The organism is Erwinia sp. PsM31, assembly GCF_030433775.1.
Lineage (GTDB): Bacteria > Pseudomonadota > Gammaproteobacteria > Enterobacterales > Enterobacteriaceae > Erwinia > Erwinia aeris.
Genome location: NZ_JARUWZ010000005.1, coordinates 137,506 through 152,549 on the forward strand (window position 1 = coordinate 137,506; position 15,044 = coordinate 152,549).

Consider the following 15,044-nt stretch of genomic DNA (forward strand, 5'->3'; position numbering starts at 1 on the left):
GGCATTGCCGACAGCGGTCGAAAGGCTCGCGCTGTCGGCAATGCTGTGAAAACAGCGGCCTCCGCCTCGCCGCTACGCGCTGACCGTAAAGCCAGGCATCATACCGGTATCTTCATGCTCCAGCAGATGACAGTGCGCCATACAGGCCCGGTCCCTGTCCGCAAGATTTTCTAAGCTGCCTGTACGGCAGTGAACCCTGTGTTGAAGCTGACAGCCTGAAGTAGTCATTTCTAAGCTGCCTGTACGGCAGTGAACTTTTCGTCGGCCATCATCTGCCTCGCTGTATTTTTCTAAGCTGCCTGTACGGCAGTGAACAGTTGCCTCTTTAGCTTAACCCAATATTTTTTCAGCGAAATTGACCTTAGCCCTGTAAAAACCCTTTTTCAGCCACGTGATTCAATGCATTTGCAATCAATCACTTAAGCAAGCCACCAAAAAAAGGGTGCCGTCCGTCAGCCGCTACGCGCTGACCGTAAAGCCAAGCATCATGCCGGTATCTTCATGCTCCAGCAGATGACAGTGCGCCATATAGGCCCGCTCTTTGTCCGCCAGATGGTCAAAGCGCACCAGCACTTCGCTGCGCCAGCCTTCCACCCGAACCGTGTCTTTCCAGCCGCTGCGGTGCGGCGCGGGCGGCTTGCCGTTTTCAGAGATAATACGAAACTGCGTGCCGTGAATATGGAATGGATGCAGCATCTCGTCGCCCTCGCCGGAAATCGTCCACTTTTCCGTCACGCCCTGCTTTACATCGAAAGCGGGTTTGGTCATATCGAAAGCGACCCCGTTGATCTTATTGCCGTTATGAAAATCGTACTGCTCAGGCTGCTGATGCGCCATCGAGTGGTCTGCGCCGCCGTCCATAGCGTAGCCCTGCATTCCCGGCATTGCCGCGTGGTCTCCGCCCATGTCCTGCATTGATTCGCCGTCGTGCGCATCGCCGCTCATACCGGCCATCGCCGCGTGGCCGTATCTTTGCATCAATGCCACCATGCCGCGACGATCCAGCTCGGGATCCATCGACAGCTGTAGCCAGCGAGTTTTCAGGTCGGCCTGGGCGGGCAGCGGCGGCACGTCCACCAGCTTATCCGGCAGCGACCCGCTGGCCATCACCCGGAGTGGCTGAATGCTCAGCAGCGGCAGCGGCTGGTTGAACGGCGCCAGCGACATGCCCATCTGCCGCACCGGCAGCGTCTGCAAATCAAACGGCTTGCCGTCCAGCGTGTCGACCAGCACCTCAAAGCGCTCGCCCGGCATCATCGACAGCTCGGTCACTTTTACCGGCTCGCTCAGCAGGCCGCCGTCGCCGCCAATCACATAAAGCGGGCGCCGATCGCTGGCGGCAATATTCAGCGAGCGGGCGTTACAGCCGTTGAGCAGCCGCAGCCGCAGCCAGCCGCGCGGCACGGCGTGTTGCGGATAAATCGCGCCGTTGGTCAGCATCGTATTGCCAAACCAGCCTACGGCAGCGCTCATCACGTCCAGCTCGTAGTCAATTTTGCTGCCGTCCGCCGACAGTTTTTTATCCTGGAGGATCACCGGAATATCGTCGATGCCCCAGATTTTCGGCAACAGCAGTTTCTCTGTTGCGTCGTCTTTCAGGATAACCAGACCGGCCAGGCCCTGGGCGACCTGATAGCCGGAGCGGCCATGCTGATGAGGATGGAACCAGCAGGTCGCGCCGGGCTGATCGGGGGTAAAGCTGACGGTGCGCGTGGCGCCGGGGGCAATCTGCGCCTGCGGGCCGCCGTCTACGCCGCCAGGCAGCTCCAGCCCGTGCCAGTGAACCGTGGTGGCTTCCGGCAGCTGATTGCGCAGGTTGATGGTGACCGGCTTGCCGCGCTCCAGCTGGATCGCCGGGCCGAGCAGGCTGCCGTTATAGCCCCAGGTCGGCACCGCTTTATCCAGCCAGCGGGTGCTGCCCTGCTGCGCCGTTACGGTCATCTCGCCACGCGCATCCGGCGTTAATAAGGCCGGAATGGGCAGCGCGGGACGTGGCTGCGCGGCCATCAGCGATCGGCTCCACAGGGGTAGTGCGCTGGCCGCGCCCAGCGCGGTGCTCAGCTTTATAAAATCACGACGTTGCATCAGTCTTCCTCGACCCGGCTCTTATTTATTGCCTGCAGCATAAACCCTTCCCCCAAGGGAAGGTCAAGTTTCACCGCGCCCTGCTGGAAAATTGCGTTTTACGGACATTTCTCTGCTGAAATTGACTGTCGGCCGACGGTAACTGTGCTAACGTCAGAGTATTGACACCCTTTGAGTACAGTTATGAAGAAAAGCATCAAGGCTCTGTTGTTACTGGGCCTGTTTGGCTTCTCATCGACAAGTTTTGCGCTGAGCGAGTCGGAAGCGGAAGATCTGGCGGATCTGACCGCTGTTTTTGTTTACCTGAAAAATGACTGCGGCTATCAGGATCTTCCGGACGGACAGATCCGTCGCGCGCTGGTCTTTTTCGCCCGGCAGAACCGCTGGGATCTGAGCAACTACAGCAGCTTTAATATGAAATCGCTGGGCGCGGACAGCTATCGCGATTTAAGCGGCATCGCCGTGCCCAACGACACCAAATGCAAATCACTGGCCCGCGATTCGCTCAGCCTGCTTGCCTACGTGAAGTAACCCCCGCCGTTTTCCGCCGCCAGTTTGACCGTGCAAGCACGGTCAGAGTTGGCTATCATATCGCGCCCATTTTTCGTGGCTGCTACAACCAGGAGAGCCGTACCATGGCCGAAAAAGAGATGTGGTATGAAACGCTTCATACCGGTTTTGGGCAGTATTTTGCTGTCGATAAAATTTTATACCGCGAACAAACCGGACATCAGGATCTGGTTATCTTTGAAAACGCCGAGCTGGGTCGGGTGATGGCGCTGGACGGCGTGGTGCAAACCACCGAGCGCGATGAATTTATCTATCACGAGATGATGACCCACGTGCCGCTGCTGGCGCACGGCGCGGCGAAGCGCGTGCTGATTATCGGCGGCGGCGACGGCGCAATGCTGCGTGAAGTCAGCCGTCATCAAAACATTGAACAGATTACGATGGTAGAAATCGACGCGGGCGTGGTGACGTTCTGCAAAGAGTATCTGCCGAATCATAATGCGGGGGCTTATGAAGATCCGCGCTTCAGGCTGGTAATCGATGACGGCGTCAATTTCGTGCGCCAGTGCAATGAAAAATTCGACGTCATTATTTCTGACTGCACCGATCCGATTGGACCGGGCGAAAGTCTGTTTACCTCGGAATTTTATGAAGGATGCCGGCGCTGCCTCAATGAAAACGGCATTTTTGTGGCGCAGAATGGCGTCTGCTTCCTGCAGCAGGACGAAGCGGTCAACAGCCATCGCAAGCTGAGCCACTATTTCCGCGACGTCAGCTTTTACCAGGCGGCCGTACCGACCTATTACGGCGGCATCATGACCTTTGCCTGGGCAAGCGACAACCCGGCGCTGCGCCAGCTGGATACGGCCACGCTTGCGGCGCGTTATCAGCAGGCCGGCCTGACCTGTCGCTATTACAATCCGGCGATCCACACCGGCAGCTTTGCCCTGCCGCAATATCTGTTGAATGCGCTGGCTGACCAGCCGGGCATTTTAAGGGGGTGAACGAAATTGCAAAAGCTTAAACTACATGGCTTCAACAACCTGACGAAAAGCCTGAGTTTTTGTATCTACGATATCTGTTACGCGAATACCGATGCGGAGCGTGACGGCTACATTGCGTACATTGATGAGCAGTACAATGCCAACCGTCTGACGGAGATCCTTAGCGAAACCTGCTCGATTATCGGCGCTAACGTGCTGAATATTGCGCGCCAGGACTATGAGCCACAGGGCGCCAGCGTCACCATTCTGGTGAGCGAAGAGCCGATCGATCCGAAAGATATCGATAAGTCGGAGCATCCTGGCCCGCTGCCGGGTTCGGTGGTCGCGCATCTGGATAAAAGCCATATCTGCGTGCATACCTACCCGGAAAGCCACCCGGAAGGCGGACTCTGCACCTTCCGCGCGGATATTGAGGTGTCGACCTGCGGCGTGATTTCGCCACTGAAAGCGCTGAACTATCTGATCCACCAGCTGGAATCGGATATCGTCACCATCGACTATCGCGTGCGCGGCTTTACCCGCGACGTGAACGGCGTGAAGCACTTTATCGATCACGAGATCAACTCGATTCAGAATTTTATGTCGGAAGATATGAAGTCGATGTACGACATGATGGACGTCAACGTCTATCAGGAGAACATCTTCCATACCAAGATGCTGCTGAAAGAGTTTGATTTAAAGCATTATCTTTTCAATACCCGCCCGGAAGATCTGACACCGCAGGAGCACAAGCGCATTACCGACCTGCTGTGGAAAGAGATGCGGGAAATTTACTACGGCCGCAATATTCCTTCTGTAGGCTTTAAAACGCTGTAAGAAGCTGGTCTCTACCACGGGCGGCCTGCGGGCGGCCCGTTTTGCTCAGGGTTTCGCCAGCGTCAGCGTAAACGGCTGCCCGCTCAGCGTCTTCACTTCCTGCTCGCCCAGCAGCTCGTCGGTAATGATATCGGTCAGGCTTTGCAGCGGCGTGGCGCAGAACAGCGACCAGGAACCATATTTGCTGCTGTCCGCTAACAGCACCCTGCGTCGCGCGTTGATCAGCAAATCCTCTTTCAGCCCCGCTTTTTCTTCGGTCGGCGTGGTAATGCCCTTCTCCAGGCTCCACGAGTTACAGCTGACAAACGCGACGTCCGGGTAGATATTCCGCAGCAGCCTGCGCCCGTGCTCGCCAATGCAGGACTGGCTGGAGTCGTCGATGCGCCCGCCGATAATCGTCACCTCAATCTGCCTGAACTCCGACAGAAACAGCGCGATATGCAGGTCGGCGGTGATCACCCGCAGCGGCAAATGCGTCAGCTGACGCGCCAGTTCCAGCATGGTGGTGCCGGCATCCAGCACCACCGCGTCGTTGGCTTTCACCAGGCTGGCCGCCGCCAGGGCGATAGCCTGTTTTTCCGTGAGATGACGCTGCATCTTTTCCAGCGTGGTGGGCTGAGCGGGAATAAAGCGGTTAAGGGTAACGCCGCCGTGCGTCCGGCTGATTACCCCTTCCCGATCCAGTTTGATCAGATCCCGTCGGATCGTAGCCGGCGACGCGGAAATCGCCGCCACCAGCTGATCGACAGTCACCAGATTATGGCTTTTCAGATAGTCCATGATCTGGTCCAGGCGACTTTGTCCCTTCATAGGTCATTATGCAAGCTGCATCGCTAGCTGAATGGAAATCGCCATGCTCTCAGACTTCGCTTTACCTGTCCAGGCAATATCAAACGCCGTGCCGTGGTCGGCCGAGGTGCGGATAAACGGCAGGCCAGCGGTAATATTCACGCCGTCGTAAAAGCCCAGCAGCTTAAGCGGAATATGCCCCTGGTCGTGGTACATCGCCACCACGATGTCGTACTGGCCTTCATAACACTGCAAAAACACCGTATCCGGCGGGCACGGGCCGAAGGCGTTGACGCCCTGCGCTTTCATGGCTTCTATGGCCGGGCCGACGATGGCGATCTCTTCGTCGCCGAACAGCCCGTTTTCGCCCGCGTGCGGATTAACGCCCGCCACCGCGATGCGCGGCTTATCATAGCCGACGCGCCTGAGGAAGGTTTCCGCCATGCCGATTACCGTCTCCACCCGCTCGCGGTTGAGCGTATCCAGGAACTTACGCAGCGCGATATGCGTGGTGACGTGGATCACCTTCAGGCGATCGGTATAAAGCACCATCGCGTAGTTTTTGCTGTCGGTCAGCTTCGCCAGCAGCTCGGTATGGCCGGGATAGAGATGGCCCGCCGAATGCAGCGCCTCTTTGTTCAGCGGCGCGGTGGCGATAGCCTGCACTTCGCCCGCCAGCGCCAGTTCGGTTGCGCGTTTCACACAGCGGTAGGCCAAATCGCCTGCGGCTACCTGCACCACGCCGGGCTTTAACGCATCAGGATCGGCCAGCGGCTCGTCGATAACGTTAATAATGCCCGGCGCAAAGCGCGCTTCGGCCACGCTGTTAACTATCCGCAGCTCCGCCTGCGGCGTAATGCCCATCGTCATAATCCGCCGCAGCGTGCTGGCGCAGCCCACTACCACCGCAGGCGCGCCGGAAAGCTCGCCCTCCGCCAGGGATTTGATGATTATTTCCGGGCCAATACCCGCCGGATCGCCCATGGTAACCGCAATAATTTTACTCACTCGCCTTCTCCTCAATAAAACGAAAAACTTCTACCAGGGTGTTTTCATCACCAAAACCGCCAGCCTTGGTAAGCACCAGCAGGTTGTCGTTACCTTGCAGCAGATGGCCGTAAGGCACGCAGCCCGCCACCTGCCCTGAAATCTGAAAGCCCTGCGCGCCCAGCCCGCGCGCCACCGCTATCGCCACGTCGCCGCCGGAGAGATAAAGCGCTGAAGGCGTAACGTCGCGCAGCACGTCGGCGGTCAGTTCCGCCAGATAAGCGCAAATCTGTTCGCCAAGCTGCTGGCGGCTGAGATCGAGCCGTTCGCACAGCGAGGCGATAGCCTGACGCTGCTCCGCCTGCTGGCAGGTGCGGATCACGCAGTGTCGGCCCTGCTGTAGCGCCTCCGTCACCGCCTGTCGCCAGCGCTGTCCCGGCGCGCCGCCGCTAAAAAGCTGACTGATATCCACATCGATCAGCCGGATTGCCTTTTGCTGCATCAGCTGCGTTATCTGCCGCTGCGCGACTTCACTCATCGAGCCTATAACCGCCAGCCCGGCGTTTACCGGAGCGGGCGAGCCTGCCGTCCCGCCCGGCGCCTGCTGTGCCAGCCTCGTCAGCCGCCTGCCCAGCGCGTCGCTCAGCCCGGCGGCACCCACCAGCAAAGGGCGCTCGTCCAGCTCGTCCGCCGCCTGCATGATGCGTTGCAGATCGGCGTCCGTTTGCGCATCCAGCACGATCAGCCGCTTGCCGTCAGCAATAGCCGCTTCGATCCGCTCTCGCAGATCCGCCTGCGCCGACAGCGGGATCAGGCCAACCGGCAGCGTGGTTTGCTCGCCAAGGCGCGCCGCTATGCTGGCACTGCTTACCGGCGTTTTAGGATCGCTGGCATATTCCGTTTCCGTCAGCAGGCGGCCATCGATATAGCAGCAGCCTTCTACGGTGGTACGGCCCAGCGCGGGCACCGCTGGCGCTATCAGCGCCACGCGTTTATCGCCTGCCAGCAAAGCCGCTTCGATTTCCGCGCCGGGATTGCCGCGCAGCGTCGAGTCGATTTTTTTAAACAGCCAGCCGTCGCGGGCCACATCTCTTCTGCCCGCTATTGCCGCAGCGGTACGCCGGGCGGCCTGTTCCGCGCTGGTCGCCCGGCTGTCGGTATTGACGACCCAGGCATCGGCCTGTTCCACGGTGGGCGTGGCCGCATCAAACAGCACATGAACCCGCGCGCCGACGTTGGCAAGCCCGACCCCGGCATCGTTCGCGCCGGTAAAGTCATCCGCAATCACCAGCACAGGCATCTTCCATTTTGTGCGCATCTTCATCACTCCCTAAGTTCGACAAGCCGGTTTTCATTGGGAGTGATTATATTCAATCACAATTGATTATATGTGAGCACGGTCAAATTAATCAAAATCAATTTGCCCTATAAATTCCTCCTGCCTGCCGCGAATGAGCAGGTTAATGACCAAATGTAATCAATTCACCCTCAGCCAGGACAGGACTTATGACCATTAACAGCACCGTGATTGCTGGTTACCAGGCGCTTAGCGACATCGGCTATCTGTTGCAAAACCATCGGCACGTGCTGCTGGTGACGGATAAAAACATTGTCGGCATTCCGGCGGTGCAAACGCTGATCCAACAGATTGGCAGCAGAGCGACGCTGAGCATTGTGGACAGCGTGCCGCCGGAGCCGAGCCAGCATGACGTGGCGGCTATAGTGGCGTCGCTGCCGGGGAAAAAGGTGGATATGGTGGCTGGCGTCGGCGGCGGCAGCGTGCTGGACGTCGCCAAACTGCTTTCCGTGCTCTGCGTTGAGGACGCGCCTTCGCTGGAAGCGCTGCTGGCCGGTGAAAAACCGCTGCGCCGCACGGCCTCGCTGTTGATCCCAACGACCGCAGGCACGGGTTCCGAAGCCACGCCAAACGCGATCCTCGCTATCCCGGAGAAAGAAACCAAGGTCGGCATTATCTCGCCGGTGATGCTGCCGGATTACGTGGTGCTGGCGCCCGAGCTGACCACCAGTATGCCCGCGCATATCGCCTCTTCCACCGGCATCGATGCGCTTTGCCATCTGATTGAGTGCTTCACCGCCACCGTCGCCAATCCGGTCAGCGACAACTACGCGCTGATCGGCATGAAAAAGCTGTTCGCCAGCCTGGAAAAGACGATTGCGGAGCCGGATAACCTGGCGGCGCGTCTGGATATGCTCTGGGCATCGTATTACGGCGGCGCGGCCATCGCCCATGCCGGTACGCACCTGGTGCACGCCATGTCCTATCCGCTGGGAGGCAAATATCACCTGCCGCACGGCGTGGCGAACGCCATTTTGCTGGCACCGTGTATGCGTTTTGTCCGTCCTGCGGCGGTCAGCAAGTTCGCCCAGGCTTACGACCTGCTGCCTGACGCCGACGCCTCGCTGAGCGAAGAAGCGAAGTCCGTGGCGCTGGTTGACTATTTCGCCGCGCTGGTGAAGCGCCTGAAGCTGCCTGCCAGCCTGGACGAGCTGGGCATCAACGCTGAGCATCTGCCTTATCTGGTCGAGGCCGCGCTGGACGTGCAGCGCCTGATGAAAAACGTGCCGTGTGCGGTCAGCGCCGACGACGTCCGCGAGGTCTATCTGACCCTGTTTCCGACCCTGAATCACTAAACGAATAATGAGGCCATGATGAACACAATCACCGGCGTACTGACCGCCATCGTCACCCCTTTTACCGCTGACGGCGACTACTGCGAGCAGGCGATGCGCCAGCAGATCCAGCGCCAGCTTGCCGCTGGCAACGGTATTTTTTGCGGCGGCACCAACGGCGAGTTTTTTGTGCTTAACGAGCAGGAAAAGCTGGCGGTCACCGCCACCTGCGTGGAGGAAGTCGCGGGCAAAGCGCCGCTGGTGGCGCACGTGGGCGAAATCTCCACCCGCGAAACTATTCGCCTGGGTAAGCAGGTCGCCAGACTGGGCGTGGATGCCGTTTCGGTTATTACGCCTTACTTCGTGCCGCTAAAACAGGAGGAGCTGATCGCCCATTACGAGGCGGTCGCCGACGCGCTGGAGGTGCCGGTCTTTCTGTATAACATTCCGGCCCGCACCGGCAACACGCTCCAGCCGCAGACGGTGCGCAAACTGGCCGCGCATCCCAATATCGTTGGCATCAAAGACAGCGCGGGCAGTTATGAGAGCCTGAGCGGCTTTTTGCAGGCGGCGCAGGGCACGGAAAATTTCAGCGTGCTGAACGGCCCGGACTCGCTGATCCATCAGGGCTTTGTTGACGGCTGCGCCGCCTGCATCTCCGGGCTGGCCAACGTCGCGCCGAAAGAGATCAACGCCATCTGGGCGCGTTTTAACGACGGCGATATCGAGGGGTCGCGCCGCGCGCAGGAAAACGTGACCGGTCTGCGCACCGACCTTTACAGCGTCGCCTTCTCGCCAGCGGCGGTGAAAAAAGCCGTGGCGCTGATGGGCTATGACGTAGGCGAAAGCCGCTATGCCGTGCGCTTCAGCGCCGAAGAAGAGCAGCGCATTCGCCAGATCGTTAATCAGTACACCCGGTAAACCGACCATTACCGCAGGCGTCGCGTCAGGCGCTTAACCCTACAAAGGCGTGAAAAGAGCCGCAAGGCCGCCGCGTCTGCTCATAGTGAGGCATCACAATGAAAGCGTTTTCTACTGAAGGCACGTTGATTATTATCTGTATGGTGGTCGCCTATATTTTATTTACCACCTGGCTGACTTACCGCTTAAGAAGTAAAAGCTCCGGCGACTTTATGGAAGGGTCGCGCGCCATGCCCGCTTTTATCGTGGGTATTATGCTGATGTCGGAATATATCGGCGCCAAATCCACCATCGGCACGGCGCAGGCCGCCTTTGAGGATGGTTTTGCCGCTTCCTGGTCGGTCATCGGCGCGGCAATTGGCTTTCCTATTTTCGGGCTGCTGCTGGTCAAGCGTATCTATAATACCGGCAAGATTACTATTTCCGGCGCGATAGCGGAAAAGTACGGCAGCACCACCAAGAATATTATCTCTATTATTATGATTTATGCGCTGCTGCTGGTGAACGTAGGGAATTACGTCAGCGGCGCGGCGGCTATTTCCACCGTATTAAAAGTTAATCTGCCCGTTGCGGCCTTTATTACCGCTATCGTCAGCACCTTCTATTTCGCCTTTGGCGGCATGAAAGGTATGGCGTGGGTCACCATGCTGCACAGCGCGCTGAAATATGTCGGCATCCTGATTATTCTTGGCGTGGCGCTGAAAATGACCGGCGGCATCACGCCGATGGTCGAGAAAATGCCGTCCTTTTACTGGACGTGGGACGGCCATGTCGGCGCCAGCACCATCGTCGCCTGGCTGATTGGCACCATTGGCTCCATCTTCTGCACCCAGTTTGTGATTCAGGCGATCTCTTCCACTAAAAGCCCGGCGGCGGCCAGACGCGCCACCTGGGTCGCCTTTTTCTTCTGCCTGCCTATCGGTATCGCTATCGCCATGATCGGCGTGGCGGCGAAATATCTGCACCCCGAGATCAACAGCCTCTATGCGCTGCCGGTGTTTTTGCAGGATATGAGCCCGTGGCTGGCCGGCATCGTCACCACCTCGCTGGTCGCGTCGATTTTCGTCAGCGTCGGCACCGTGGCGCTGGCTATCGCGTCGCTGATTGTAAAAGATTTCTATGTGCCGTACCGCAACCCCACGCCGGAGCGCGAATTCAAAATGACGCGCTGGCTGTCGCTGGCAATCGGCTTTGCGCCGCTGGTCTTTGTGCTGTTCGTGCCGGAAGTGCTTAAGCTTTCGTTCTTTACCCGCGCCATTCGCCTGTCGATTTCCGTGGTGGCGATCATCGCCTTCTATCTGCCGATGTTTAAAAGCGCGCGCGGCGCAAACTGGGGGCTGATTGGCGCCTGCGTAATGACCTCCGTCTGGTTTGTGCTGGGCGATCCTTTCGGCATCAACAACATGTATATCGCGCTGATTACGCCAGCGGTGATTATGGCTATCGACTATATGATCCCAAGCCGTCAGAGCGTGAAGAAAACCGACAACCGTATGCAAAAAAGTGGAGCCTGAGATGAGTGAAACCCTGACCGTAGAACGCAGCGGCCTTGTGCAGCCCGCGGATAACGCCTCGCGACTGCGCAGCGCCATGCTGCCCTCGCCCTGCCCGCAAAATCACGCGGCTAATCTGCTGCCTTTGCCGGATGGCGATCTGCTTTGCGTTTGGTTTGGCGGCACTCAAGAAGGCATTGCCGATATCTCCATCTGGTGCTCGCGGCTGGCGAAAAACAGCGAGCGCTGGAGCGAACCACAAAAACTTTCCGACGACAGCAGCCGTTCCGAGCAAAATCCGGTGCTGTTTTTAGCGCCCGACAACGTGCTGTGGCTGCTGTGGACGGCGCAGAAATCCGGCAATCAGGACACCGCCATCGTGCGTTTTCGTCAGTCGCAGGATTTCGGCAAAAGCTGGGGGCCGATCGCCACGCTGCTGGACAAGCCCGGCACCTTTATTCGTCAGCCGATTGTGGTGTTAGCCAACGGCAACTGGCTGCTGCCGGTGTTCTACTGCACCACGCGGTCCGGCGAAAAATGGGTCGGCAACGAGGATACCAGCGCGGTGAAAATCTCCGCTGACCACGGTAAAACCTGGCGCGACGTGGCGGTGCCGGAAAGCACCGGCTGCGTGCATATGAATATTACCCTGCTGAAAGATGGCTCGCTGCTGGCACTGTTTCGCAGCCGCTGGGCGGATAATATTTACGCCAGCCGTTCCGTTGATAACGGCGAAAGCTGGTCGGCGCCGCAACCGACGGAACTGCCGAATAATAACTCGTCAATCCAGGTCACGACGCTGACCAACGGCGATCTGGCGCTGGTATTTAACGCCATGAGCGCCGAGGGCGCCAGCGAGCGGCGTCTTTCCCTCTACGATGAAATTGAGGATGAGGAAGGCGATACTGCCGTTACGCCCGCGACGCACGCCGGAAAAACGGCGTTCTGGGGGGCGCCGCGCGCGCCGATGACGCTGGCGATTTCAGCCGACGGCGGCCGCAGCTGGCCGTGGCAACGCAACCTGGATGAAGGCGACGGTTACTGCATGACCAATAACTCGCGGCAGAAGCTGAACCGCGAGTTCTCCTATCCCAGCATCAAACAGGGGCTGAATGGCGAACTGCATATTGCCTACACTTATTTCCGCCAGGCGATTAAATACGTCTGCGTGGACGAGGCCTGGGCTAAGGAGGCGCCATGATTACCGGTAATCTGTCGACGCTGAAAATGGCAACGCTGCCGCCCGTGCTTGCCGCGCTGCTTGCCAGGCCGGAACATCATCTGGCGGCGCTGAGCGCGCATGATGACGGCCGCATCCAGCCGGAAGGGGAAAGCTGGTTCTGCACGCTGAGCCCGGCGCGCACCGCACCGGCGGCAACGCGGCATACCGAATTTCACCGACAGTATCTGGATATTCAGATCCTGCTGGCGGGTGAAGAGATCGTCCACTTTTCCTGTGCCGATGCCCGTAACCAGCAGGCGGAAGAGCGCAAGCCGGATCTGTTTATCGTTGAGCGCCCCTGGCTGCCGCATTCGGTGCGTTTGCAGCCCGGCGATTTCGTGATTTTCTATCCTGGCGAAGCGCATCAGGCGCTTTGCGCGGTCGGCGAAGCGGCAGCGGTACGCAAGGCGGTATTTAAGATCCCGCTGGCGATGCTGGAGGCGCGCGCATGAGCCGTCACGCGTTGATCACGGGCGTCAGCTCCGGCATTGGCGCCGCCATCGCCGATAAGCTGTTGGAAGAAGGCTGGCGCGTAACCGGGCTAAGCCGCACGTTGGTAAAGCGCGACAGCGACGCTTTCGTCTCGCTTTCGGTGGATCTGTTTGACACCGCCGCGCTGAAGCGGGCGCTGGTTAGCTTGCCGCCGGTCGATGCGGTTATTCACGCCGCTGGCATGATGAAGGCCGCGCCGCTGGGCGATCTGGATGAGGAGACAAGCGAAAAGCTCTGGCAACTGCATATTCGGGTAGCAGAGGTGCTGGCGAATCAGCTGGCGCCGCAGCTACCCACGGGCGGGCGCATTGTACTGATCGGCAGCCGCACTTCAACCGGCGCGGCGGGACGTAGCCAGTATGTCAGTACCAAATCGGCGATGAAAGGCATGGTAAGAAGCTGGGCGGCGGAGCTGGCGCCGCGCGGCATTACCGCCAATATTGTCGCGCCGGGCGCAACGGCGACGCCGATGTTAAGCCAGCCCGGACGGGAAAGTTCGCCGCCGAAAATGCCGCCGATCGGGCGTTATATCCAGCCGGAAGAGGTCGCCGCGCTGGTCGGCTATCTGCTCTCCCCCGCCGCCGATGCTATCACCGGCCAGGAGCTGGTGATCTGCGGCGGCGGATCGCTGTAGCCGAGGTTTTAAGGGCAAGCAGCTGCCACCAACGGCAGCTCCTTTGATCTCAGGAAATATGGCAACGGTCAGAAATGCTATAGTGCCTGCCTGTTTTTTATTCAGCATGGAAAGGGAAAAACATGGCGATCCTGAATATTCTGGATTTCGGTGCGGTACCTGATGGAACAACCTTATCAACCGGCGCGATACAAAGCGCCATCAACCAGGCGGCGGCGGGCGACCGCGTCCTTATCCCTGCCGGACGCTATCTTACCGGCTCGCTGTTTTTAAAAAGCGAGATGACGCTGGAACTGGCTGAAGGCACGGTTTTGCTCGGCAGCCAGCGCCTGGAGGATTACCCTAAAATCGCCACCCGCGTTGCCGGTATTGATATGCTCTGGCCGGCGGGGATCGTTAATATCAACCGGTGTCAGGCGGTGAAAATCACGGGCGCGGGCACGATTGACGGCCAGGGCGCGGTCTGGTGGCATAAATTCTGGGGCGAGGATGAAAACGGCGGCATGCTGGCGGAATACAGTCGGCAGGGCTTGCGCTGGGTAGTGGATTACGAATGCGAGCGCCCGCGCAACGTGGTGGTTTACCAGAGCGAAGCGGTAGAGCTGAACGGTTTTCATTCACGCGAATCCGGCTTCTGGAATATTCATCTTTGCTATTCGCATCGGGTCTTTTTACAGGATCTGCGGGTGAGTAACGCGACCGGTCCCAGTACCGACGGCATTGATATCGATTCGTGCGAGCATGTTCGCGTGGAACGATGCGTGGTTTCCTGCAATGACGATAATATCTGCGTCAAATCGGGACGCGGCGCGGAAGCGCAGCGACTGGCAAAAACGGCGAGCGATATTGTTATTCGCGACTGTGAGCTGCATAAAGGCTCCGGCATTACGCTGGGCAGCGAAACATCGGGCGGGATCGAAAATGTGCTGATTGAACATAACCGCTTTTTTGGCACTGGCGTCGGTTTTCGCATCAAATCTGCGCGTAATCGCGGCGGCTGGATCAGGAATATTACCGTGCGCCATCTGCTGCTGGAAGACGTCAGCTATCCCTTTATGATGCAGCTTAACTGGTTTCCGCAGTACAGCTACGGCCAACAGGTGGGTGAGGATAGCCCCCTGCACTGGCGCAAACTCAGCGAAGGCGTGGAAGGGACAGACGGCCTGACGCGGGTTGAAAATATCACTATTTCTCACGTTACCGGCCGCTTAACCGCGCCGCACCATTTCTCTCGCGCATTTTTTATCGAAGGCGCAGAGGAACGTCCGATCGAACGGCTGCACTTCAGCCATATTACCTTGCAGGCGCAGGAGTTCGGCAAAATCGCTGGCGTGAATAAGCTGAGCTTTGAACAGGTTAGCGTGGATGCCCCCGCCGTCACGCTGGAAAAAAACGACGCTTACGAACGGTAAACCTGATGGGGATGCACATCATCCCCGCATCTTATCCGGCCTGCTGCA

15 protein-coding genes are annotated in these 15,044 nt (G+C 58.7%); 10 read left to right on the forward strand and 5 right to left on the reverse strand.

The window, feature by feature from the left end; all coding sequences use genetic code 11:
* Positions 1-72 precede the first annotated feature (72 nt).
* Entirely contained in the window at positions 73-228 is a 156-nt protein-coding gene (locus tag QCD69_RS22960) for a multicopper oxidase domain-containing protein (protein WP_441004977.1), read from the reverse strand.
* 231 nt (positions 229-459) lie between these two features.
* Positions 460-2,085, reverse strand: a complete 1,626-nt coding sequence (cueO, locus tag QCD69_RS06310; protein ID WP_301251407.1) for a multicopper oxidase CueO — start codon at positions 2,083-2,085, stop codon at positions 460-462.
* 183 nt (positions 2,086-2,268) lie between these two features.
* Here cueO and QCD69_RS06315 point away from each other — a divergent pair, with 183 nt between their 5' ends.
* The 3 genes from QCD69_RS06315 (at position 2,269) to speD (ending at position 4,415) form a co-directional block, all read left to right on the forward strand.
* Complete coding sequence (locus tag QCD69_RS06315) at positions 2,269-2,616, forward strand: YacC family pilotin-like protein (protein ID WP_125289041.1); 348 nt, start codon at positions 2,269-2,271, stop codon at positions 2,614-2,616.
* 104 nt (positions 2,617-2,720) lie between these two features.
* Positions 2,721-3,599 (forward strand): polyamine aminopropyltransferase, encoded by an 879-nt coding sequence (gene speE / locus QCD69_RS06320; protein WP_301251408.1) that lies wholly within the window; start codon positions 2,721-2,723, stop codon positions 3,597-3,599.
* Positions 3,600-3,605: 6 nt separating this feature from the next.
* Positions 3,606-4,415: an adenosylmethionine decarboxylase gene (gene speD, locus QCD69_RS06325; protein WP_125289039.1), complete on the forward strand. Its 810-nt coding sequence runs from the start codon at positions 3,606-3,608 to the stop codon at positions 4,413-4,415.
* Between the two features lie 45 nt (positions 4,416-4,460).
* Here the strand turns inward: speD and QCD69_RS06330 are convergent, their stop codons facing one another.
* Genes QCD69_RS06330 through dtnK form a run of 3 tightly spaced genes read right to left on the reverse strand, consistent with a single transcriptional unit; the run spans position 4,461 to position 7,509 of the window.
* Positions 4,461-5,225: a DeoR/GlpR family DNA-binding transcription regulator gene (locus tag QCD69_RS06330; RefSeq protein ID WP_301251410.1), complete on the reverse strand. Its 765-nt coding sequence runs from the start codon at positions 5,223-5,225 to the stop codon at positions 4,461-4,463.
* Positions 5,226-5,231: 6 nt separating this feature from the next.
* Positions 5,232-6,212, reverse strand: a complete 981-nt coding sequence (locus tag QCD69_RS06335) for a D-threonate 4-phosphate dehydrogenase (protein ID WP_253455240.1) — start codon at positions 6,210-6,212, stop codon at positions 5,232-5,234.
* Positions 6,205-7,509 carry a D-threonate kinase gene (gene dtnK, locus QCD69_RS06340; RefSeq protein WP_301251412.1) on the reverse strand — a complete coding sequence of 435 codons (1,305 nt, stop codon included), beginning with the start codon at positions 7,507-7,509 and terminating at the stop codon, positions 6,205-6,207. The genes QCD69_RS06335 and dtnK overlap by 8 nt, the downstream gene beginning before the upstream one ends.
* A 188-nt stretch (positions 7,510-7,697) precedes the next feature.
* On the opposite strand from dtnK, the gene QCD69_RS06345 reads away from it, so the two are divergent.
* From QCD69_RS06345 to QCD69_RS06375, 7 genes are all read left to right on the forward strand, one after another.
* Entirely contained in the window at positions 7,698-8,843 is a 1,146-nt protein-coding gene (locus tag QCD69_RS06345) for an iron-containing alcohol dehydrogenase (RefSeq protein WP_301251414.1), read from the forward strand.
* A gap of 15 nt (positions 8,844-8,858) precedes the next feature.
* Positions 8,859-9,743: a dihydrodipicolinate synthase family protein gene (locus QCD69_RS06350; protein ID WP_253455243.1), complete on the forward strand. Its 885-nt coding sequence runs from the start codon at positions 8,859-8,861 to the stop codon at positions 9,741-9,743.
* A gap of 98 nt (positions 9,744-9,841) precedes the next feature.
* Positions 9,842-11,257, forward strand: coding sequence for a sodium:solute symporter family protein (locus QCD69_RS06355; protein ID WP_253455246.1), 1,416 nt, complete (start codon positions 9,842-9,844; stop codon positions 11,255-11,257).
* A 1-nt stretch (position 11,258) separates the two neighbouring features.
* Positions 11,259-12,437: a sialidase family protein gene (locus tag QCD69_RS06360; protein ID WP_301251417.1), complete on the forward strand. Its 1,179-nt coding sequence runs from the start codon at positions 11,259-11,261 to the stop codon at positions 12,435-12,437.
* Positions 12,434-12,910 (forward strand): YhcH/YjgK/YiaL family protein, encoded by a 477-nt coding sequence (locus tag QCD69_RS06365; protein ID WP_301251419.1) that lies wholly within the window; start codon positions 12,434-12,436, stop codon positions 12,908-12,910. The genes QCD69_RS06360 and QCD69_RS06365 overlap by 4 nt, the downstream gene beginning before the upstream one ends.
* On the forward strand, positions 12,907-13,584 hold the full coding sequence (locus QCD69_RS06370) for an SDR family NAD(P)-dependent oxidoreductase (RefSeq protein WP_301251420.1): 678 nt from the start codon (positions 12,907-12,909) through the stop codon (positions 13,582-13,584). The genes QCD69_RS06365 and QCD69_RS06370 overlap by 4 nt, the downstream gene beginning before the upstream one ends.
* A gap of 122 nt (positions 13,585-13,706) precedes the next feature.
* Positions 13,707-14,996, forward strand: a complete 1,290-nt coding sequence (locus tag QCD69_RS06375; RefSeq protein ID WP_301251421.1) for a glycoside hydrolase family 28 protein — start codon at positions 13,707-13,709, stop codon at positions 14,994-14,996.
* Positions 14,997-15,044 lie beyond the last annotated feature (48 nt).